Here is a 22613-nt window from a genome sequence, read left to right on the forward strand (position 1 = left end):
CAGGAAAAGAAGGGCGGCGCCGGAACGGGCCGCCTGATGATCTGGTTCCGCGTACCTGGTATGCGGAACCGCTGGCGCAGTGCGGGTAACCGCCCTGCGCTTTTTTTATGGATTGTTGCGTCTTACATCCCGCCCCACAAGGCGCCCAGCGTGGCCAGTGCCGTCAAGCCCGCCGTTTCCGTGCGCAGGATGCGCGGTCCCATAGCCAGGCCGATGGCGCCGGCGGCCATGGCCGCCTTTTCTTCCGCTTCCGAAAACCCGCCTTCCGGTCCCACCATCACCGTGATCGCCTGCGGCGGCTGGTGACGGGCCCAGTCGGCCAGCGACTGCTCGGCGCGCGGCGTCAGGATGATGCGTTTGTGCAAATCTTGCTGGCTGCTCCAGTGATTGAAATCCTGCAATGGCGCCAGCTGCGCCAGGCGGTTGCGGCCGCTTTGTTCCGAGGCGGAAACGATGATGGCTTGCCAATGCGCCAATTTCTTCTCGGCCCGTTCGGCGGACAGGCGCACCACGCAGCGTTGCGCCGACAGCGGCACGATGCCGGCCGCGCCCAGTTCGATGGCTTTTTCAATGATCCAGTCCATCTTCGACGCTTCCGGCAGCGCTTGCGCCAGGGTCACGGCGTAGGGCAGCTCCGCTTCGCGCGCCACGTGCGCCTGTATCTGCGCCGTCACGCTGCGCTTGGCCACCGCCACCAGGCTGGCCTGCACTTCGCCGCCCTCGCCATTGAACAGGGTGATCAGGTCGCCCGGCGCCAGGCGCACGACCTGGATATGGTGGGCGACGGCCTCCGGCAGGGAGACGGTGGTGCCGGCGACGAGCGGCTGGGGGCAGAAAAAACGCGGCATGCAAATCCTAGATTGGGCGAAATATGGGTGGAAAAGACGTCAAAGTATAGCCATTTGGCGGGCCAGTACGCCGCAATTCTAATTTGCGGCCCCCCAGTCTGGTAAAATACTTGACTACAGAAAGCAGCCGGCTTCCCTGTCCGCGCTGTTGCAAACGAATTCCAAACTCGCGACTGACCCACACCATCATGACAACTACGCTCCCGACTACCAAAATGGCCAATGCGATCCGCGCACTGGCAATGGACGCTGTACAAAAGGCCAATTCCGGCCATCCAGGCATGCCGATGGGCATGGCCGAGATCGCAGTTGCCTTGTGGAGTGGTCACTATCGCCACAATCCCGCGAATCCAAAATGGCAGAACCGCGACCGTTTCCTGCTGTCGAACGGCCACGGCTCGATGCTGCACTACGCGCTGCTGCACCTGACGGGCTACGACCTGTCGATGGATGACATCAAGGCCTTCCGCCAGATGCATTCGAAAACCCCGGGCCACCCGGAAGTCGATATCACGCCAGGCGTGGAAACGACCACCGGCCCGCTGGGCCAGGGCATCGCCAACGCCGTCGGCATGGCCCTGTCGGAGCAACTGCTGGCTGCTGAATTCAACAAGCCCGGCTACGACATCGTCAATCACTACACCTACGCCTTCGTCGGCGATGGTTGCCTGATGGAAGGTATTTCGCACGAAGTGTGCGCGCTGGCCGGCACCCTGGGCTTGAACAAGCTGATCGCCCTGTACGATGACAATGGCATTTCCATCGACGGCAAAGTCGAAGGCTGGTTTACGGACGACACCCCGGCCCGCTTCGAAGCGTACGGCTGGAACGTCATCCGCGCCGTCGACGGCCACGATGTCGCTGCCGTGGCTGCCGCCATCGCCGCCGCCAAGACCGCCAGCAAGCCTACCCTGATCTGCTGCAAGACCATCATCGGCAAGGGTTCGCCGAACCTGCAAGGCGGCGACAAGGTCCACGGCGCCGCACTGGGCGACAAGGAAATCGCCGCCGTACGCGAATACATCGGCTGGGATGCCGCCCCGTTCGAGATGCCGGCCGACGTGTACGCAGCCTGGGATGCCAAGAAACAAGGTGCCCTGCTGGAAGCGGACTGGAACGAGCGTTTCGCCGCCTACGGCCGCGAATTCCCGCAGCAAGCCGCTGAGCTGAGCCGCCGCATGCAGGGCGACCTGCCACAGGCATTCGAAGCGGCATTGAGCGCCGCCATCGCTTCCTGCGTGGAAAAGAAAGAAAACATCGCCACCCGTAAGGCCAGCCAGAACGCCATCCAGGCGCTGGCCTCGTCCCTGCCGGAATTCCTGGGCGGCTCGGCCGACCTGACCGGTTCGAACCTGACCAACTGGAAAGAGTGCGTGGCCGTGCGTTCGGGCCAGCCTGGCAACCACATCAACTACGGCGTGCGCGAATTCGGCATGAGCGCCATCATGAACGGCATCACCCTGCACGGCGGCTACATCCCGTTCGGCGCCACGTTCCTGACGTTCTCCGACTACAGCCGCAATGCGCTGCGCATGGCTGCCCTGATGAAACTGCGTTCGATCTTCGTGTTCACCCACGATTCGATCGGCCTGGGCGAAGACGGCCCGACGCACCAATCGGTCGAGCACGTCTCGTCGATGCGTCTGATCCCGAACCTGGACAACTGGCGTCCGTGCGACACCGTCGAGTCGGCTGCTGCCTGGGGCGCCGCCGTGCGCCGCAAGGATGGCCCGTCGACCCTGATCTTCTCGCGCCAGAACCTGCCGTACCAGGAGCGCAGCGCCGAACAGATCGAAAACATCTTCCGCGGCGGCTATGTGCTGAACGACGTGGCCGACGCCAAGGCGATCCTGATCGCCACCGGTTCCGAAGTGGAACTGGCCGTGGCCGCCGCCAGCGCGCTCGCGTCGGAAGGCATCGCCGTGCGCGTGGTGTCGATGCCGTCGACCGACGTGTACGACCGCCAGGACGCCGCCTACAAGGCCAGCGTGCTGACGAAGGGCGTGCCGCGCGTGGCCATCGAAGCGGGCGTGACCAGCTTCTGGTACAAATACGTGGGCCTGGAAGGCGCCGTGGTCGGTATCGATACGTTTGGCGAATCGGCTCCGGCTGGCGTGCTGTTCAAGCACTTCGGCTTCACGGTCGACAACGTCGTGGCCAAGGTCAAAGCCGTCATCGCCGGCTAATCGACCTACTCGTTTCCGCCGCCAGCGCTCCGCAGATGGGCGCGGCGGCGAGCAGATTTTTTTTAATGTGCTTAGTACTTTCTATTCAATCAGGAGCAGAGTATGACGATCAAAGTTGCAATCAACGGCTACGGCCGCATCGGCCGTAATGTGTTGCGCGCTTTCTATGAAGGCGGCAAGAAACAGGATATCCAGATCGTTGCCATCAACGACCTGGGCGATGCCAAATCGAACGCCCACCTGACCCGCTACGACACCGCGCACGGCAAGTTCCCGGGCACGGTGACCGTCGAAGGCGACAACATGATCGTCAATGGCGATCCGATCCGCGTATTCGCACAGCGCAACCCTGCTGAAATTCCATGGGGCGAGCTGGGCGTGGACGTCGTGCTCGAGTGCACGGGCTTCTTCACCACCAAAGAGAAAGCTTCCGCTCACTTGAAGGGCGGCGCGAAAAAAGTCATCATCTCGGCACCAGGCGGCAAGGACGTCGATGCTACCGTCGTATTCGGCGTGAACCACTCCGTGCTGAAAGCCACGGATACCGTCATCTCGAACGCATCGTGCACCACCAACTGCCTGGCACCGCTGGTCAAGCCGCTCAACGACGCCATCGGCATCGAAACGGGCCTGATGACCACCGTGCACGCCTACACCAACGATCAGGTGCTGTCCGACGTGATGCATGAAGACCTGCGTCGCGCCCGTTCGGCCACCATGAGCATGATCCCGACCAAGACGGGTGCCGCTGCCGCCGTTGGCCTGGTCTTGCCTGAGCTGAATGGCAAACTGGACGGCTTCGCCATCCGCGTGCCGACCATCAACGTGTCGCTGGTCGACCTGTCCTTCATCGCCAAGCGCGACACCACCGTGGAAGAAGTCAACGCGCTGATGAAAGCCGCTTCGGAAGGCGCTCTGGAAGGCATCCTGACGTACCAGACCGAACCGCTGGTATCGATCGACTTCAACCACAATCCGGCTTCGTCGAACTTCGATTCGACCCTGACCAAAGTGTCGGGCCGCCTGGTGAAAGTGTCGTCGTGGTACGACAACGAGTGGGGTTTCTCGAACCGCATGCTCGACACCACCGTTGCACTGATGTCGGCCAAGTAATTCTTTGACCGCATAAAAAAAAACGCCCTCCGGGGCGTTTTTTTTCGTCCGTTACCCGCTTATTCCTTCGGTTCGCACTGATTGCGCCACTGTTCGCACGACGCCTCGACACCCTGGTAGCACATATTGAGGATGTAGTCGCAGTTTTCCGACGGAATCCATGCGCGCACGGCGGCCGTGCTGGAGAACGAAGCGGCGGCGCCGGCGGCGATGGCAAAGATAAACAGGGCTTTTTTAATGGAAATCATTTTTTTTTCGCTTTCATCATTGGACAACGGTAGGGTGTCGAATCAAAAGACCATCCAGGCAGGCTTGATCAGCCCGCCGGATGCAGAAAAATATTAGCATTAAAACCAATAAATAATTGCCATAAAGAAAAATATTTCTAATGGCGCAAGGCGCGCAGGCGGCGCCGGTAGAAGCGCCACAACAGGCGCAAGTCGCGCAGCACGGGCACGCCGGACAGCAGGGTCAGCACGCCGGCGAGGATGATGGTCGCGGCAGGAAAGCCGATGTGCTTGAAGGCCAGCGCGCCGCTGACGCCGCCGATGAAGAAGCAGGCGATCAGCAGGCTGTGCGTCCTGAGCTTGCCCCGGTTCACCTTGACCACGCGGTCCGGCAAGGCGCGCCGGTTGTAATACGCCATCTTGCCCAGTTCGATGCCGATATCGGTCGACAGGCCCGTCACGTGGGTGGTGCGGATGACGGCGCCTGAAATCTTGGTGATGATGGCATTTTGCAAGCCCATGACAAAGCACAACAGCAAGATGGTGACGGGGCCCAGCACGTCGGGCATGGCCGCCAGGTAATTACCCGTCAGGCCGAACAGCAATAACAGGGCCGCTTCCAGCAGCAGGCTGGCGGCAAACTGGCTGTGCAAGCGGCGCCGCTTGCCCCAGTTCACCATGATGGCCGTCACGGCCGCGCCGCTGACGAAGGCCAGCCAGGCGCCCAGCGCGGCCAGCGCCACCGTGATATTGCCGAGCGCCAGGTCATCGGCCATGCCCGAGACGATGCCCGTCATGTGCGAGGTATAGCCGCCGATGGCGAGAAAGCCGCCCGCATTCACGGCGCCGGCCACCAGCGCCAGCACGCAGCCCAGCTGCAGGTTGGCTTGCGTATCGCGCGCCGCGCCGCTCAGGCGGGACAGGTAATGGAGCGGCATGTGTGGTCCGGCCTCAGGCAACAGTGCCGAAGATGGCTTGCCACAGGCGCATGACATTGTCCGCATGCACGCGCACTCTTTCCGGTTCCACCCGGGCCAGGTCCTGTCCTTGCAGGCGCAGCTGGTGCTGCAGCTTGCGCAGCGCGCGGTAGGCGTCGGCCACCAGGGCGGCCAGCTGCGCGTCGATCAGCCCCAGTTCGCCGCACAGGCGCAGCAGGGCGATATTGCCCGAGTTGGCCGTCAGCTGCGGATACTGCGCCGCGTGTTGCAGCACCAGGTATTGCACCATGAACTCGATATCGATCATGCCGCCCGGGTCCTGTTTCAGGTCGAAGCTGCCGGGGCGGGGCGGGTGGGCGTCCAGCATTTTCTTGCGCATGGCCACCACTTCGCCCTTGAGCGGGCCGTTTTCCGGCCGTTCCTTGCGCAGGATCGTGTCGCGGATGCGTTCGAAGTGCTTGCCGATGGCGGCGTCGCCCGCGCAAAAGCGCGCGCGCGTGAGCGCCTGGTGCTCCCACACCCAGGCCGCGCTGCCCTGGTAGCGCTCGAATGCCTGCACGCTGGAGACCAGCATGCCCGAGGCGCCGTCGGGGCGCAGGGCGATGTCGATGTCGAACAAGATGCCGGCCGAGGTGTGCGAGGTCATCCAGGTGATGAAGCGCTGCGCCAGCTTCGCGTACAGGCCGGGCGCTTCCTGGTCGTCGTCGTCGAACAGGAAAATGACGTCCAGGTCGGACACATAGCCCAGTTCCTTGCCGCCCAGCTTGCCGTACGCGATGACGGCAAATTTCGGCACGTCGCGGTGGCGCGTGGGTAAGGTTTGCCAGACGGCTTGCACGGTGGCGGCGACGATGATGTCGGCCAGCTGCGATAGGTAGTCGGCCAGTTTTTCCACGCTCAGGTCGCCCGCCAGGTCTTGCGCCAGGCACTGGAACAGCTGTGCATGGTGTGTTTCGCGCAGGATATCCATCTGCCGTTCCGTGTCGCCGGGGGCGTCGTCGAGCTGGCGCTGCAGGTCCAGCGCCAGCGCGGCCGGGTCCGGCACCGTGTTGCGGATGCGCTCATCGAGCAGTTCGTCGAGCAGGATCGGGTGCTGCGTGAGGAAGGTGGCGGCCCAGCCGCTGGCGCACACCATGCGCACGACGCGCTCGAGCGTGTGCGGATATTCCGTCAGCAGCGACAGATAGGCCGAGCGGCGCGCGATGGCCTCCAGGAAATCGAGCAGCCGGCCCAGGGTGGCCAGCTGGCTGGCGTTGCCGTTGGACACGGAGCAATCGGTAATCAGGGGCAGGGCGGAATTGACGAGGGCCACTAAACGCGTGCGGCTCGCCTCGGGCAACGATTGCAAACGCGGCGCCTGCCACGTGGCCAGCAAACGCCGTGCGCAGGCGGCCGGCTCATGGAAGCCCAGCGCGGCAAAGCGGGCTTCGATGGCTTCCTGCTGGTCGGACGCGGCGCAGTCGTTCGACGTCTGCGGGTCGATGCCCGTGTCGGCGGGCGGCACGCCGCTGCTCTTGTCGCTGAACATCTCGTCGAACTGGCCGGCGACAAACACGCGGTGCGCTTCCAGCTGGGCCAGCAGGGTAGGCGTATCGGGCAGGCCCATCATCTGCGCCACGGTCAGGCGGTCGGCCTCGTTCGCGGGCAGGGTGTGCGTTTGCGCATCGTCCAGGTATTGCAGCCGGTGTTCGAGGTTGCGCAGGAAAGTGTAGGAACCCAGCAACTGTTCCACGATGGCCGGTTCCAATAGCCCCTTGTCTGCCACCGTGCGCAGGGTGGCGCGCGTGGAACGCTCGCGCAGCTCGGCGTCGCGCCCGCCCCGTATCAATTGAAACACTTGCGCGAGGAATTCGATTTCGCGGATGCCGCCGCGCCCCAGCTTGACGTTGTTGCTGCGGTCCGGGTGCAAGCGCTCCTGGCGGTTGACCTCGGCGCGGATCTGGCCGTGCATGGTGCGGATGGCGTCGATGACGCCGAAATCGAGGTAGCGGCGGAAGACGAAGGGGCGCACGATGGCGTCGAGCGCAGCGATATCCTCGGGTTTGCCCGTCACGGCGCGCGCCTTGACCCAGGCATAGCGTTCCCATTCGCGGCCTTGCACGATCAGGTATTGCTCCACCATGCCCAGGCTGGCGGCCAGCGGGCCGGAATTGCCGTTCGGACGCAAGGCCATGTCCACGCGGAACGTAAAGCCGTCCTGCGTGATCTCGGCCAGGGCGGCGATCAGTTTCTTGCCCATGCGAATGAAAAATTCGTGGTTGGACAGGCTGCGCTGGCCCGGCAAGGTCGCTTGCGTGTCGCCATCTTCCGGGTAGACAAAGATCAGGTCGATATCGGACGAGACGTTCAGCTCGCCGCCGCCCTGCTTGCCCATCGCCAACACCATCAAGGCCTGTTCCTCGCCCGATTCCTCGCCGATGGGCATGCCGTGCAGGGCCACCATCTCGGCCATGATGGCGTCCACATGCGTGCAGATGGCGAAATCGGCAAAGCCCGTCATGGCCGTGACGACTTCGTTCAAGTCCGCCTGGCCTTCCAGATCGCGGGCGATCAGGCCGCAGACGAGCAGGTTGCGCAGGCGGCGCATGGCCCGCTCGGCCGGCAGCGGCGGCGTGGCGGCGTTCGCCTGCTCAAGCAGCGCGGCGGCAAAATCGAGCCCGTCCAGCGGCGCGCGCACCAGTTGCGCCACCTGCGCGGCGCGCTCGGGGGCGGCATTGAGCCAGCGCTGGTAGAAACGGGAGGCGGAGATCAAAGGCTGTGTGCTCATGGTATCGGTAAGGGTCTCGTGGATGCTGCGTGCATGTTCTTGTTTAACTTGGCTGCGAACGGCGGGGGATGCGGTAAAATTGTGCCGCTGGCGCGAATGCCGCCGGCAGTGCGTGCTCTTCCGGACGATGGTAAGGGAGGCTTTGCTCTGACGCAAGCGCAAGGATGCAGGCGTGCACCACGAATGCAGACGATTTTTGCCATTATTTGACGCCGGGCCAGTTTATTAGCTTATTGATGCAAAAACCGCCAGAAGCAAGCGTGACAGAACATGTGCCACTGGCCCTGCGCTGGCAGCGGCTGCGTGCCGCCTATCGCATGGCCAACCTGGCCACCCACCATGTGCTGGGTTTTGCCATCAAACTGGTGCTGCTCGCGTATTTCGCCTTCGCCGTGCTGTTTTTATTCCTGCGCTACGCCATCCTGCCCAATATCGATTACTACAAAGGCGATATCGAGCGGGCGGCCAGCCGCGCGCTGGGCAATCCTGTCAGTATCGCGCGTATTTATGCCTCCTGGCATGGCGTGCGCCCGAATCTCTTCCTGGGCGACGTGACCCTGCGCGACCAGGCGGGGCGCCAGGCGCTGAGCCTGCCGAGCGTATCGGCTACCTTGTCGTGGTGGAGCGTGTTCGGTTCCGTGCGCTTTGACACCCTGGAAATCACGCGGCCCGACCTGGACGTGCGGCGCAGCAAGGATGGCAAGCTGTATGTCGCCGGCGTGCTGGCCGACAGCAGCCAGGGCAGCGATGGCAAGGGCGCCGACTGGCTGCTGTCGCAGCATGAGATCATCATCCGCGACGGCAAGGTGCGCTGGACGGACGAAGTGCGCGGCACGCCCGAGCTGGCCTTAAGCCAGGTCAACTTGCTGCTGCGCAACCATTGGCGCAGCCACCGGCTGGGTTTGCAGGCCACGCCGCCCGCCAGCCTGGCCGCGCCCATCGATGTGCGCGCTCACTTCACGCATCCGCCTTTCAGCAAGCGCATCTCCGATGTGTCGATGTGGAAGGGCGAGCTGTACGCGGACCTGAAGAACGCCGACCTGGCCGCCTGGCGCCGCTACCTCGATTATCCGTTCGAGCTGAGCCAGGGCAAGGGCGCCTTGCGCGCCTGGCTGAACCTGGATCATGCGCGCCTGGCCGGCTTCACGGCCGACGTGGGCTTGACGGATGTGCAGGCCCAGTTGGGCCAGCATATCGCCCCGCTCGACCTGCTGTCCGTCAGCGGACGCATTTCTGCCAAGGAAGAGCTGTCGGCGCAGGTGCCGGACGGCAAGCCAACCTTTGGCGCGTATGGACACCAGGTGGAGTTGACGAATTTCGCGGTGGAAACACGCGATGGCCTCAGCCTGCCGCCCACGACCTTGTCCGAACGTTTTGTTGCCGCGACTAAACGCAAACCGTCGCGCACGGAAATCGCGGCCAAGTCCCTCGATTTGCAAACCCTGGCCGCGCTGGCCGACAAGCTGCCGCTGGGCGAGCAGCAGCGTCAGCGTCTCGACGCCCTGGCGCCGCGCGGGCGCTTGCAGGATTTCTCAGCGCAATGGGAAGGCGAGATGGCCGCGCCCGCCAGCTACCGTTTGCGCGGCAAGCTCATCGATCTGGGCCTGAATGCGCAGCCCGCGCGCCTGGCCGTGGCAAAGACGGCGGCCAGTGCCGGACAGGCGGCCGCGCCGGCCATTCCCGGCTTCGATCACCTGACGGGCAGCATCGACGCCAATGACAAGGGCGGCAGCATCAATATCGACGCGCAAGACCTGGTGCTGCAGTTCCCCTCGTATCTGAGCGAGCCGGCCTTGCCGTTCGAACAATTCGCCATGCAGGCGCGCTGGACCTTTGAAGCGGAAAACATGCTGCAAGTCGAACTGGACAAGCTCGACTTCGATCAGCAGGGTTTGCGTGTTACCTTGCAAGGCACGCACCGCCTGCCGCTCGATGGCAAGAACCTGGGCCAGGTCGACTTGACGGGCACGATAGACAATTTCCAGATCAATACCATCGGCCGCTATCTGCCCCTGCAAACACCTGAGCATCTGCGCCACTGGCTGACGGGCGCGCTGGAAGGCGGCATGGCGCACGACGTCAGCCTGCGCCTGCGCGGCGAGCTCGAACATTTCCCGTTCAAGGCCGACACCCCGGCCCAGCGCAACCGCGGCGATTTCCGCGTGGCGGGCAAGATCGAGAATGGGACCTTGAATTATGCGCCCGGCGAATTTGCGGAAAGCGGCCCGCTGGCGGGCAAGGCGCCCCTGTGGCCGCAGGCGGAAAAGATCAAGGGCAGTTTCATTTTCGAGCGCGCGCGCATGGAAATTCGCGGCGACACGGCCACTACGGGCGGCGTGGCATTGACGAACGTCAAAGCCGTGATCCCCGACCTGACCGTGTTCGACACCTTGCTCGACATTGACGGCAACGCGGCCGGCCCCATGCAGGAATTCCTCAAGTACGTGACGGCCAGTCCCGTGCTGGGCTGGATCGAGCATTTCACGGATGAAACGACGGCGACGGGCAATGCCAAGCTGGCCCTCAAATTGCACTTGCCGATCGAGCGCATGCTGGAATCGACCGTGCAGGGCAGTTTGCAGCTGGCGGGCAATGACGTGGTGCTGTTCCACGACATGCCGCCCGTGCTGGGCACGCAGGGCAAGATCGAATTCAACGAAAAAGGCGTCAACCTGAATGGCTTGAACGGCAACCTGCTGGGCGGGCCGCTGGCCATCTCGGGCGGCACGCAACCGGACAGTTCCATCCAGGTGAAAATCGCCGGCAATATGACCATCGATGGCTTGCGCAAGACCTATCCGGCGCCCGTGCTGCAGCGCCTGGCGAAACATTTGAGCGGCGGCGCGCGCTACAACGGCCTGATCACGGCGCGCGACCACCAGGTGATCGTCAATGTCGAATCGCCGCTGACGGGCCTGGGCCTGGATTTCCCCGCGCCCCTGAAAAAACCGGCCGGCGACAGCCTGCCCGTGAAATTTACCTTGACGGGCAATGCGGCGAACGGGGCCGGCCTGCGCACGGACGATATCCGCATCGCGCTGGGCTCCGGCATCGCTGCGCGCTACCAGCGCCAGAAGCAGGGCAAGGACGCGTGGCGCCTGGTGCGCGGCGGCATCGGCGTGAACGTGCCGGCGCCGGAACCGGACAGCGGCATGATGCTCAACGTGAACATGAAAACCCTGGACGTGGACAGCTGGATTGCCGCCGGCAGCGAAATCGCCGGCAGCGCCGCAGCGCCGGCCGAGGCGGGCGGCAGTGCCGACGACGCGCCCGATATCGCACAATACGTGGTGCCGGACATGATGGCGGCCCGCGCCAGCGAACTGATGCTGGGCGAGCGCAAGCTGGAAAACGTGGTCGTGGGCGCCACGCATCAAAAGGATGTGTGGCAAGCCAATATCGACGCAAAACAAGTGTCGGGCTATGTGACGTGGCTGGAAACGCCGTCCGGCCTGGGCAAGATGACGGCGCGGCTGTCGTCGCTGATCATTCCGGAATCGGCCGCCAACGACGTGAAGAATTTGCTGGAAGGCAAGAGCGGCGCCCAGTCCATCCCCTCGCTCGATATCGTGGCCGAGCAATTTGAACTGTTCAACAAGAAGATCGGCCGGCTGGAATTGCAGGCCTATAACACCATGGCGGCGGGCGGGCGCGAGTGGCGCGTGGGCAAGCTGCAACTGTCCAATCCCGATGGCGCGTTGAGCGGCAATGGCAAATGGGTGATCAAGGATGGGCAAAGCACGACCAGCCTGCGTTTCGGCCTCGATATCGTCGATGCGGGCAAGCTGCTGGACCGCTTCGGCTTTGCCGATACGGTGCGCCGCGGCAAGGGACGTCTGAGCGGCGACATCGCCTGGAATGGCTTGCCGTATTCGCTCGACATTCCCACCTTGTCGGGACAGATCGAGATGAATGTGGAGTCGGGCCAGTTCCTCAAGCAGGACCCGGGCGCGGCCAAGCTGTTGGGCGTGCTCAGTCTGCAAGCCTTGCCCCGCTTGCTGAAACTCGATTTCCACGACGTGTTTTCCGAAGGCCTGGCCTTCGACGGCATTACGGCCAACGCCAGCATCAAGCGCGGTGTGGTGACCACCGACAACCTCAAGATGCACGGCGTGGCGGCGACCGTGCTGATGGATGGGACGGCCGACATCGCCAATGAAACGACGAATCTGCACGTGGTGGTGATCCCGGAATTTAACCTGGGCACGGGGCCGCTCGTGTATGCGCTGGCCGTCAACCCCGTCATCGGCCTGGGTAGTTTCCTGGCGCAATTGTTCCTGCGCGCCCCCGTGATGAAGGCGCTCACTTACCACATGCAGATTGCCGGCCCGTGGAAGTCGCCCGTCGTGACCAAGCTTGATGGTGGTAAATTGGAGCCTGTCGCCGTACCTGCCGCTGCAGCGGCGGCGCAGGATGCTGTCGCTAAATAAGTGCCGCACAGTCAGCTCGCCGTGCGCTTGAAGGTAGGGGTAAATGATGCATACAGTCGCAGCAGTACAAATGATTTCCTCGCCGTCCGTGGCAGACAACCTGGCCACGGCGCGGCGCCTGGTGGCGCAAGCGGCCGCCGGCGGCGCACAGCTGGTGGTGCTGCCCGAATACTGGGCCATCATGGGCGAGCGGGAAACGGACAAGCTGGCCCATGCGGAACAGCCTGGTAGCGGGCCCATCCAGGATGGCATGGCGCAGATGGCGCGCCAGCACGGCGTCTGGCTGATCGGCGGCACCTTGCCCCTGATCTCGGGGGAGGAGGGCAAGGTTCTCAATACCACCCTGGTGTACAACCCGCAGGGCGAGCCGGCCGGCCGCTACGACAAGATCCACCTGTTCGGCTTTACGCGCGGCACCGAGTCCTATAACGAATCGCGCACCATCGTGCCCGGTGCGCAGGTGCGCTCGATCGAGATGCCGTTCGGCCGGGTCGGCCTGTCCATCTGCTACGACTTGCGCTTTCCCGAACTGTACCGCGCCATGGGCGATTGCGCGCTGATCGTCGTGCCGGCCGCGTTTACCCACACGACGGGCAGCGCCCACTGGGAAGTGCTGCTGCGCGCGCGCGCCATCGAAAACCAGTGCTATGTGCTGGCCTCGGCGCAGGGCGGCTTGCATCCGAACGGCCGGCGTACCTGGGGCCACAGCATGCTGATCGACCCATGGGGCGAAGTGAAAGCCGTGCTGCCCGAAGGCGAGGGCGTGGTGAGCGGCGAGATCGACCTGGTGTTCCTGGCCGGCGTGCGCGAGTCGCTGCCAGCCCTGGCGCACCGCACGATGTGAGGCGTCCCTGATATCAGCTGCTGTCAGGTACTGAGAATGCGTAGAATATTATTAGCGAGTGTAAAGCCATGATCCCATTTGAACCGAATCTGTCGAGCCTGGCCGTGGCGCGCGATATCCTGCTCACGCCGTTCGGCCTGGACGAGGACAAGCTGTTGAAAGCCCTGGGCACGATGTTTACGCACAAGGTCGATTACGCGGATCTGTATTTCCAGTCGACCAAGAGCGAAGGCTGGAGCCTGGAAGAGGGCATCGTCAAGACGGGCAGCTTTTCCATCGACCAGGGCGTGGGCGTGCGCGCCGTGTCCGGCGACAAGACGGCCTTTGCGTATTCCGACGATATTTCCGAGCGGGCCCTGCTGGAAGCGGCCGCCGCCACGCGCACCATCGCGCGCGCAGGGGCCGGCAAAGTCAGGATCGCGGGCCAGATGCTGGCGCAAGGCGGTCGCTCGCTGTACCTGCCCAACGATCCGCTTGCCTCGCTGGATGCCACGGCCAAGGTACGGTTGCTCGAGCGCGTGGAAAAGATGGCGCGGGCGAAAGATCCCAGGGTGGTGCAAGTAATGGCGGGCCTGACCGGCGAATACGACGTGGTGCTGGTGTTGCGCAGCGACGGCGTGCTGGCGGCCGACATCCGTCCGCTGGTGCGCGTGTCGCTCACCGTGATCGCGGAACAGAATGGCCGCCGCGAAACGGGTTCGGCCGGCGGCGGCGGGCGTTTCAGCTATGACTATTTCAGCGATGCCGTGCTGGAACAATATGCGGCGGACGCCGTCAATTCGGCGCTGGTCAACCTGGAAGCGCGTCCCGCGCCGGCCGGTCCCATGACCATCGTGCTGGGACCGGGCTGGCCCGGCATCCTGCTGCACGAAGCCATCGGCCATGGCCTCGAGGGCGATTTCAACCGCAAGGGCTCGTCCGCGTTTTCCGGACGCATCGGCGAGCGCGTGGCGGCCAAGGGCGTCACCGTGGTCGACGACGGCACCCTGGCCGGCCGGCGCGGTTCGCTCAATATCGACGACGAGGGCAACCCCACGCAATGCACGCCCCTGATCGAGGACGGTATCCTGAAAGGCTATATCCAGGACACCATGAATGCGCGCCTGATGAAGATGCCCGTGACGGGCAATGCGCGCCGCGAATCGTTCGCCCACCTGCCCATGCCGCGCATGACGAATACCTATATGCTGGGCGGCGACCGGGACCCCGGTGAAATCCTTGCCTCCGTAAAAAATGGCTTGTATGCCGTCAACTTTGGCGGCGGCCAGGTCGATATTACCAACGGCAAGTTTGTCTTCTCGGCCAGCGAAGCCTACATGATCGAAAACGGCAAGCTCAGCTACCCGGTGAAGGGCGCCACCCTGATCGGCAATGGCCCGGACGTGCTGAACCGCGTCTCCATGATCGGCAACGACATGCGCCTCGATTCGGGCGTGGGCGTGTGCGGCAAGGAAGGCCAGAGCGTGCCCGTGGGCGTGGGCCAGCCGACCTTGCGCCTCGATGGCATCACGGTCGGCGGGACTGCCTGATCTTTCGGACACTGTGAGGCCAGCGCGATTGTCGGATTACGCTCTCCGGGCGAATCCGAGCTACTTTTTTCTGGCATGGCGCTCGCGTAGGTCGGGTTAGCGCAAAGCGCGTCACCCGACATCACCAGCACGCCAACAGCACGCCAACAGCACGCCAATAGCACCGGCCGTGCCGACCCGGCTGCTGGATTGCTCAGAACTTGTACTTCACCCCCGCACTGAAAAACCGTCCTGCCGCGCCCGCGTAATCGAGCGGGTTGTAGCCCGTGGCGCCATACGTGAGCGGGTCGAGCGGGGCGATCTTGTCGAACAGGTTTTGCACCGTTGCAAAGACTTCCAGCTTGGGCGTGGCCAGCCAGCGGGCCGTCAGGTCGACCGTGGTGAACGAGGCGATGCGGCAGCCGCGCGGTGCATCCGTGCCGTTGGCGAAGTGCGTGGCGCAGCCGTCGGGGTCGTTCTTGAACAGCACATTGTCGAGGTGGGCGCGGTAGTTCACGTTGGCCGTGACGCGCCAGTTCTGGCGTTCCCAGGTGGCGCCCAGATTGACGCGATCAGCCGGCGTGCCCATGCAGTTTGATACATCGCAATTGCCATGCGTGCCGGCAAAATCGCGCTGCGTGCCGTCCTGTTCCGTGCGCAGCCATTTGTACAAATGCGTCCACTTCAGGTCGAACACCAGGTTGCCATAGTCGTTGCCCAGGTTGAAGCGCTGGCGGGCGTCGATATCGATACCGCGCACCGTCGTCTGCGCCGAATTCACGTAGTTGGCCAGCACGGCGGTAATGGCGCCCGGATCGCCGGCGATACCCGTGGCCGTTGACGGGTCGCGCGCCACATGGCCTTCGGCAATGGCCGTGTCCGTTTGCTCCTGGTTGATTTCATTCTTGCGGCGGATTTGCCACAGGTCGACGGAAATGCTGGTGCGCGGCAGCGGGTCCCACACGGTGCCCACGGAATAGCTGCGCGAACGCTCGGGCGACAGCTTCGGATTGGGCGAGGTGATGACGGCGATGGAGGCCGGATCGCACGCGGCGCTCACGCCCAGCGCGCAGCGCAGGGGATCGCTGGCCGTGGAGAATGCGGCCAGGCCGCCCACGCCGTTTTCCGCCGCGCTGGGTGCGCGGAAGCCTTTGGCGAAGGTGCCGCGCAGGGCCAGTTCGCGCACTGGCGTCCATTTCACACCTACCTTCGGCGTGTAGGAGTTGCCCACATCGGTGAAATGGTCGGCGCGCAGGGCCGCCGACAGTTCCACAGTGTTCAGCACGGGCGCCAGCACCTCGGCATAGATGGCCGAGGCGTTGCGGCTGCCCTTGTAGGCGGAATAGCCGAGGCCGATGATATTGCCCCGTTCCGTACCCGTCGTGGGTTTGAGTTCCGTCGCTTCATGGCGGAATTCGGCGCCCACGGCCACGCCCAGGCCGCCGCCGTCGAGCTTGGCCACTTCGCGGCTGGCCTTGAAGTCGATCTGCGCGATATGCGTCTTGGCATCGTTCGAGATACGCGGCGACAGGGCCGCATACAGCGCGGCCGAATTGAGGCCCGCGTTTTCCGCGATGCGCCACAGGCTGCCGGCGGGCAAGGCCGCATACGCTGGGTTCAGGCTGGCAGCGGCCACGTTGGCAGCGGTGGGGTTGAGCAGGGCGAACGCCACGTCGCGCTGCAGGTAGCCGCCCTGGTCGTTCGAGACCTTGTTCTGCGAATACAGCAGCGCACTGTCGATATCCCAGCCCGCCACGCTACCCTTGATGCCGGCGACAAAGCGGGTGAAGGTGGAATCGACTTCCGACGTGCGGGGGCCCACGTCGGCCGCCAGGTAGCGCAGCCGTGCCGCTGTGCCGAAATACGGGTTGTCCGGATGCGCGGCACCCAACGCCACGCCCGCGTTGCTGACGGGGCCGCCCGGAAAACCCACCGAGCCGCTGACGGTCGAGGGCGTGGTGGCGGAATTCGATTCGCTGTGATACAGGTTCAGTTCGGCATACGTCTGCAGGGCGGGCGTCAGTTGCCAGGCGGCGCGGCCGAAGAAATTGATGTTCTTTTGCTTGGGCTGGATCTGGCCGTACTGCTGCGCCGCGTCCGTCAGGCAGCCGCCGCCCGGGTCGCCCTGCGGATGCGTGGTGAAGTTGCCGCAGGCGGCGCCGGAAAAGGTGCGCGTAAAACCCGCGCCGGCCAGGTTGCCGCGGTTGTAGTAGTCGAGCGTGTCGGGATTGCGCACATTGCCGTTGACGGCGCTGCCGGCCGCGTTGTTGGTGGTGATGGCGCCCGCGCCGCTGAGGGTTTCCTGCGCGCTGAAGCCCAGGTCGCGCAAGTCGCTGCGGCCGACGGCGCCGCGCCCGGCCCGGTCGCGGTTCCAGATGGCGGCCTTTTCGCTGTACTCGAGGTTCAGCAGCACGTTGTAGCGGTCGGTATCGATGTCGCCGAAGCCGTGCGTGATGGCGGCGCGCGCGTCGCGCCCGTCCCAGTCTTTCGTCTTGCCGTAATTGCCCTTGATGGCCGTGCCCTGGTAGTCGCGCCGCAGGATCACGTTGACCACGCCGGCGATGGCGTCGGAACCGTAGATGGCCGAGGCGCCATCCTTGAGGATTTCCACCCGTTCCACCGCTTCCAGGGGAATGATGTTCAGGTCGGCGAACACCTTCTGGCCATCGTCCGCCAGGCCATACGGCGCGACGCGGCGTCCGTTCAGCAGCACCAGGGTCGAGGCCGTGCCCAGGCCCCGCAGCGACACGCCGGAGGCGCCCGCCGCAAAGCCGTTGCCGAAGGTGGTGGGGACGGAACCCTGGTTGTCGACGGCCAGGGTTTGCAGCAGTTCGGCCACGCTGGACTTGCCCGACTTTTCGATGTCGGCCGCGCTCAGGGTTTGCACGGCCGATGCCGTTTCTGCCTGCGCGCGGCGGATATTCGAGCCGGTGATTTCCACGCGCGCAATCGGTGCGGCGTCCTGCGCCAGGACGGGTAGACTCAGCAGTGCACTGGCCAGTGCCAGACCCAGTCTGGGTGGTGAAAAGGTTGCGGACGGTAAGGATGGTGTAGGAATCATGCGGTTCTCCGGAAAGGTGAGGCAGTCAAAGGGCATCGATACGTCCTCGAGTTTTGTCCGTGCGGCGACGCCGGGATTAGATCTGGATCAAGGAGTGCGCCGCTTGTCGTCGATAGAATGGCTGGCGTGGCGTGGTTGCCACGACGGGCACAGCGGTAGCGCCCGGGTTCAAAGGTGCAGCGAGATTCACGGCGCGCAACTTTTTATGCTTTTTTGCGTGTTGTGCAGTGTGAAACGGCGGTGCCATGCGGCTTTGCCGACAAATATGCTTGCCAAGCCTTGCAATTTAGGTTTATAGTCGTTCATCACTTACGGATGACTTCGCATGTTCGCTCGCCACTTTTTTACCGCTTATTTTTACTTTAGCAATTCCAACCCAAAGGCGGTGGAGTAGCGGTCGGTTCACGTAGCAGCAAAACGAGATCCCAGCAAATTCTAAAAAACCGCCACCGATGGCGGTTTTTTTTTACCCAGATGTTTTACCCTTCCTTAAATTTTGGAGAAAATAATGCCCCGCACCGATGATTTGCGTATTCGCGAAATGAAGGAATTGACTCCGCCGTCCCACCTGATCCGCGAATTTGCCTGCTCGGAGCAAGCCGAACAGACCGCCGCCAGCGCCCGCATTGCCCTGCACCGTATCCTGCACGGCCAGGACGACCGCCTGATGGTGGTGATCGGCCCCTGCTCCATCCACGATACGAAGGCGGCCATGGAATATGCGCGCCTGCTGGTCAAGGAGCGCGAGCGTTTCGCCGGCGAACTGGAAATCGTCATGCGCGTGTACTTCGAGAAGCCGCGCACCACGGTGGGCTGGAAGGGCCTGATCAACGATCCGTACATGGACAACAGCTTCCGCATCAACGATGGCTTGCGCATGGCGCGTGAACTGTTGCGCGATATCAATGAGCTGGGCCTGCCTGCCGGCACCGAGTTCCTCGACGTCATCAGCCCCCAATACATCGCCGACCTGATTAGCTGGGGCGCCATCGGCGCGCGCACGACGGAGTCGCAGGTGCACCGCGAGCTGGCGTCGGGACTGTCGTGTCCTGTCGGCTTCAAGAATGGCACGGATGGCAATGTGAAAATCGCCGTGGAAGCCATCAAGGCCGCCTCGCAGCCGCACCATTTCCTGTCCGTCACGAAAGGCGGCCACTCGGCCATCGTCTCGACCAACGGCAACGAGGATTGCCACATCATCTTGCGCGGCGGTAAAACCCCCAACTATGACGCGGCCAGCGTGGACGAAGCGTGCAAGGCCATCGCGGCGCAGGGCCTGGCGGCGCGCCTGATGATCGACGCCTCGCATGCGAACAGTTCGAAAAAGCCGGAAAACCAGATTCCCGTGTGCGCCGACATCGCCAGCCAGGTGGCAGGCGGCGATGGCCGCATCGTAGGCGTGATGGTGGAGTCGCACTTGGTGGCGGGGCGCCAGGATCTGATCCCGGGCAAGGAATTGATCTATGGCCAGTCCGTCACGGATGGCTGCATCGACTGGAGCGCCAGCGTGGCCGTGCTGGAAAACCTGGCGGCGGCCGTCAGGCAGCGCCGCTTGCAGGGCGACGCCGAATAAGGTGGCGCGCAGCATGAAAAAAAGCCCGGAAAGCTAAGCTTTCCGGGCTTTTTCAGTTTTCAGCCGATGCGATCAGCTTAGAACTTGTAGGAACCGCTCAGGTAGAACTGGCGGCCCAGGGCGCTCGAGTACGATGGGTTGTAGCCCACTTGGTGCGAACCCGTGTTACGCAGGGTGAACGGCGGATTGCGGTCGAACATGTTCAAGATGCCGCCCGTGATTTCCACGTTCTTCATCGGACGGTAAGCCGTCTGGAAGTCGAAGGTGGTGTAGCTCGGCACTTCCAGCTGGATGCCATAGCATTCGCCAGGGCTGCCCGCCACGATCACGGCGCAATCGTCGGCCGTCTGTTCCTTGTCCGTATAGCCGTTGCGGTAGCTGGCGCTCAGCGTATGCGTGAACTTGGCCGTCTCATACGTGCTGGTGGCGCGGATGATGTTGCGGAAGCTGACCTTGTCGTTCGAACCGTAGCGGTTCAGGCTGGTTTCCCATTGATCGTTGGTGCCTGGCGTCGTGTAGCGCGAGCGCAGCAGGTAGGTACCCATCAGGCGAGTCGTCAGGCGGCCGTCCAGCAGCTTCATCTTGTGGGTGAAGTCGTAGTCGATACCGCGGTTTTCCACTTTGCCGATGTTGATCGGCAGCAGTTTGACGGCCAGCACGTCCTTGCCCGTCGAGCTGATGTGCTTGGTGGTGAACAGCTCGGCGTATTTGGCTGGATTGTTGAAGATCAAGCCTTCGGAAACCGCAGTCACCTGGTCGTTGATCTGCACGTTCCACAGGTCGAACGACATCGACAGGCTGTCGATCGGCTCGAACACGGTGCCGATGCTCCATTGCTTCGACGTTTCCGGCTTCAGGTCAGGATTGCCGCCCTGGAAGGCTTCGAACTGCTGGCGTCCCACGCCGCTGCAGTAGCTGGCCAGCGGATGGCCGCCCATGCCGTTCGCTGCCGTCAGCGGGCATTGGTAGTTACCACCGGTAACGCCCCAGTCTTCCAGCGGGCCGGCGATTTCCTGCATGCTGGCGGCGCGGAAGCCCGTGCCGGCAGCGGCGCGGAACATCAGGTTCTTGGTTGCCGAATACTTGCCGCTGACTTTCCAGGTGGTGGCGTTCTCTTTCTTGCCCACCGTCTTGCCCGTCAACTTGTCATCGATGGCGCCGATCTGGTCATAACGCACGGAACCCGTCATTTCCAGTTTTTTCGAAATCGGCATCATCAGCTCGGCATACGCGCCAGCGTTGTCGCGTGCGTATTCGCTGTCGACTTGCTGGTTGTCAAACAGGATCTGCGCCTGCTTGGCGACGTCCGCCTGTTGCACCTTGAACGAGGTGTTGCGGTAGTCGGCGCCCACGCCCAGCATGGCGGTGCCGCCCGGCAGCGAGAACACAGGGCGCGAAGCGCGGCCGTCGATGCCCTTCATTTCCACGGTTTGCGTGTTGTAGGTACCGCTGAAACCCGTACCCAGCAATGCCTGGCGCATGGCGTCCGGCATCGAGCCCACGGGATAGGCGAACGGGTCGATATTGCCGGCCGCGACTTGCGCGTCGAACTTGTCGGCCAGCGGGAAACCGCTGACGTATTTTTGCGTCTGCTTGTTTTTCGAGTATGTCACGGCCGAGTTGACATCCCAGCCGAATGCATTGCCATCGACACCGGCAACGATATGCGTGGCCTTGGTGCCATAGTCGTACACGCGGTTGCCCATTTCCGACAGGCGGTACTTGGCGATGGCATCCGTGGCGTTGGCCAGTTGCGCCGGCGTCAGGTTCGGTGCCAGGTACTTGTTGAACAGCGGCGAGCCAACCGGCACCGAGAAGTCTGCCGGGTACGGTGCAATGCTGGCGATGATGCGCGCTTCCGTGTAGGCCAGGTCATAGAAACCCTGGAAGCCGGTCTTGCCCAGCTTGACGGTACCCGAACTGAAGAGGGAATCGCGCTTCGATTCGGGATTGATTTCGATGGTCGATGGCGAATCGAAATAGCAGTTGCCGTCGCCATAGAAATCCATGTTGCTGGCAGCGCACTTGCCGCCATGGGCCAGTGCATATGGGTTCAGGTTGACGTTGTCGACGAAGGGCTTGTTGGTATCTGGATTGATGACCACCTGGCCCGTTACCGGATCGGTGCGGTTGTAATCGACAGTGGCGTTGCCTGGCGCCGAGCGCGACGAACCGTTGATGAATTGCAGCGCCTTGCCGGTCTTCGGATCGTTGAAATTGATGATGCCGCTTTTCGCGAAGCTGCGCTGCGATGCTTTCAGCGATTTTTGTTCGTCATGGCTGGCCGACACGAAGATGCTGTAGCCGTCTTCGTCGATATCGCCGAAGCCCTTGCTGATCGAAATTGAATTGCTGGCGCCGCCTTTTTCTTCAGGACGCGAGTACTTGGCGTTGATTTCCAGCGGCGATGCGCCTTTTTTCAGGATGAAGTTGACCACGCCGGCGATGGCGTCGGCGCCGTACAGGGCCGATGCGCCGTCCGTCAGCACTTCCACGCGCTCGATGGCCGACAGGGGGATCGAATTCAGGTCGATGGTGGTGCCGGAATTGGATGGGGCAATACGGCGGCCGTTCAGCAGCACCAGCGTGTAGGCTGCGCCGATATCGTGGATCGAGGCCGTGGTGACGCCGCCGCCGCCGCCGCCAACCGAATCGGCGGCCACGGAGAAGCCCTGCATCGCAGGAATTTGCTGGATGAAATCGGTAACGGTGGTGACGCCCGTTTTCTTGATGTCTTTTTGATTAAACGACTGCACGGGCAGCGACGCTTCGGAAGCGATGCGCTTGATGCTCGAACCCGTGACTTCCACGCGCTGCATGGTGCCATCTGTTGCTTCTTGTGCATACGCAGCGTGCATGCTCAGGGCCATGCCGCCAGCAAACATCAGGCGCAGCGACCGAGATATTACATTTTCTATCATCATCTTAAATTCCTTGTTATTGTGATAAAGGCGGCAATTATTTTGAAATAACTTGTTGCTTACTAACAATTTATTTGCCTTTTTACAAATCCACCAACAAAAATTCTGTAAATTTCCGGGGCCCTCATCAAAACATTCACGATTCAGATTGTCAATTTCGTGCGAATTTTTTGGACGAAATGCAACAATTTCCTGCT

At 62.9% G+C, this 22613-nt stretch carries 12 protein-coding genes; 6 read left to right on the top strand and 6 right to left on the bottom strand.

What is annotated here, in order from left to right; all coding sequences use genetic code 11:
• Positions 1-122 precede the first annotated feature (122 nt).
• Positions 123-848, bottom strand: a complete 726-nt coding sequence (locus VPH41_RS23930) for a 16S rRNA (uracil(1498)-N(3))-methyltransferase (RefSeq protein WP_152281606.1) — start codon at positions 846-848, stop codon at positions 123-125.
• Between the two features lie 188 nt (positions 849-1036).
• Here VPH41_RS23930 and tkt point away from each other — a divergent pair, with 188 nt between their 5' ends.
• Positions 1037-3034, top strand: a complete 1998-nt coding sequence (tkt, locus tag VPH41_RS23935; RefSeq protein WP_152281605.1) for a transketolase — start codon at positions 1037-1039, stop codon at positions 3032-3034.
• Positions 3035-3136: 102 nt separating this feature from the next.
• Positions 3137-4147, top strand: a complete 1011-nt coding sequence (gap, locus tag VPH41_RS23940; RefSeq protein WP_152258909.1) for a type I glyceraldehyde-3-phosphate dehydrogenase — start codon at positions 3137-3139, stop codon at positions 4145-4147.
• Positions 4148-4206: 59 nt separating this feature from the next.
• On the opposite strand, the gene VPH41_RS23945 is transcribed toward gap, so the two are convergent.
• The 3 genes from VPH41_RS23945 to glnE form a co-directional block, all read right to left on the bottom strand.
• Complete coding sequence (locus VPH41_RS23945) at positions 4207-4395, bottom strand: hypothetical protein (RefSeq protein WP_328571736.1); 189 nt, start codon at positions 4393-4395, stop codon at positions 4207-4209.
• A 137-nt stretch (positions 4396-4532) separates the two neighbouring features.
• Positions 4533-5312: a YoaK family protein gene (locus VPH41_RS23950; protein ID WP_152281603.1), complete on the bottom strand. Its 780-nt coding sequence runs from the start codon at positions 5310-5312 to the stop codon at positions 4533-4535.
• Positions 5313-5325: 13 nt separating this feature from the next.
• Positions 5326-8079 carry a bifunctional [glutamate--ammonia ligase]-adenylyl-L-tyrosine phosphorylase/[glutamate--ammonia-ligase] adenylyltransferase gene (gene glnE / locus VPH41_RS23955; protein ID WP_442906314.1) on the bottom strand — a complete coding sequence of 918 codons (2754 nt, stop codon included), beginning with the start codon at positions 8077-8079 and terminating at the stop codon, positions 5326-5328.
• A gap of 260 nt (positions 8080-8339) precedes the next feature.
• On the opposite strand from glnE, the gene VPH41_RS23960 reads away from it, so the two are divergent.
• The 3 genes from VPH41_RS23960 to tldD all read left to right on the top strand — a co-directional run bounded on the left by VPH41_RS23960 (position 8340) and on the right by tldD (position 14882).
• Positions 8340-12509, top strand: coding sequence for a YhdP family protein (locus tag VPH41_RS23960; protein WP_328571738.1), 4170 nt, complete (start codon positions 8340-8342; stop codon positions 12507-12509).
• A gap of 43 nt (positions 12510-12552) precedes the next feature.
• Complete coding sequence (locus tag VPH41_RS23965; protein ID WP_328571739.1) at positions 12553-13353, top strand: carbon-nitrogen hydrolase family protein; 801 nt, start codon at positions 12553-12555, stop codon at positions 13351-13353.
• A gap of 68 nt (positions 13354-13421) precedes the next feature.
• Entirely contained in the window at positions 13422-14882 is a 1461-nt protein-coding gene (gene tldD, locus VPH41_RS23970) for a metalloprotease TldD (protein ID WP_328571740.1), read from the top strand.
• 193 nt (positions 14883-15075) lie between these two features.
• On the opposite strand, the gene VPH41_RS23975 is transcribed toward tldD, so the two are convergent.
• Complete coding sequence (locus tag VPH41_RS23975; RefSeq protein ID WP_328571741.1) at positions 15076-17922, bottom strand: TonB-dependent receptor; 2847 nt, start codon at positions 17920-17922, stop codon at positions 15076-15078.
• Positions 17923-18430: 508 nt separating this feature from the next.
• Between VPH41_RS23975 and aroG the strand changes: the two genes are divergently transcribed.
• The gene (gene aroG, locus VPH41_RS23980; protein ID WP_319633281.1) at positions 18431-19495 is read left to right on the top strand and encodes a 3-deoxy-7-phosphoheptulonate synthase AroG; all 1065 of its coding nucleotides are present in this window, start codon (positions 18431-18433) and stop codon (positions 19493-19495) included.
• 77 nt (positions 19496-19572) lie between these two features.
• On the opposite strand, the gene VPH41_RS23985 is transcribed toward aroG, so the two are convergent.
• Entirely contained in the window at positions 19573-22419 is a 2847-nt protein-coding gene (locus tag VPH41_RS23985; RefSeq protein ID WP_328571742.1) for a TonB-dependent receptor, read from the bottom strand.
• Positions 22420-22613 lie beyond the last annotated feature (194 nt).

This window comes from Janthinobacterium sp. P210006, from assembly GCF_036231885.1.
Taxonomy (GTDB): domain Bacteria; phylum Pseudomonadota; class Gammaproteobacteria; order Burkholderiales; family Burkholderiaceae_D; genus Janthinobacterium; species Janthinobacterium violaceinigrum.

Excerpts from the sequence above, each read along its gene's own strand:
- VPH41_RS23975 (WP_328571741.1), bottom strand. The coding sequence starts at position 17,922 with ATGATTCCTACACCATCCTTACCGTCCGCAACCTTTTCACCACCCAGA.
- VPH41_RS23945 (WP_328571736.1), bottom strand. The coding sequence starts at position 4,395 with ATGATTTCCATTAAAAAAGCCCTGTTTATCTTTGCCATCGCCGCCGGC.
- VPH41_RS23985 (WP_328571742.1), bottom strand. The coding sequence starts at position 22,419 with ATGATGATAGAAAATGTAATATCTCGGTCGCTGCGCCTGATGTTTGCT.
- VPH41_RS23965 (WP_328571739.1), top strand. The coding sequence starts at position 12,553 with ATGATGCATACAGTCGCAGCAGTACAAATGATTTCCTCGCCGTCCGTG.
- VPH41_RS23930 (WP_152281606.1), bottom strand. The coding sequence starts at position 848 with ATGCCGCGTTTTTTCTGCCCCCAGCCGCTCGTCGCCGGCACCACCGTC.
- tkt (WP_152281605.1), top strand. The coding sequence starts at position 1,037 with ATGACAACTACGCTCCCGACTACCAAAATGGCCAATGCGATCCGCGCA.
- gap (WP_152258909.1), top strand. The coding sequence starts at position 3,137 with ATGACGATCAAAGTTGCAATCAACGGCTACGGCCGCATCGGCCGTAAT.
- VPH41_RS23950 (WP_152281603.1), bottom strand. The coding sequence starts at position 5,312 with ATGCCGCTCCATTACCTGTCCCGCCTGAGCGGCGCGGCGCGCGATACG.
- aroG (WP_319633281.1), top strand. The coding sequence starts at position 18,431 with ATGCCCCGCACCGATGATTTGCGTATTCGCGAAATGAAGGAATTGACT.
- tldD (WP_328571740.1), top strand. The coding sequence starts at position 13,422 with ATGATCCCATTTGAACCGAATCTGTCGAGCCTGGCCGTGGCGCGCGAT.
- glnE (WP_442906314.1), bottom strand. The coding sequence starts at position 8,079 with ATGAGCACACAGCCTTTGATCTCCGCCTCCCGTTTCTACCAGCGCTGG.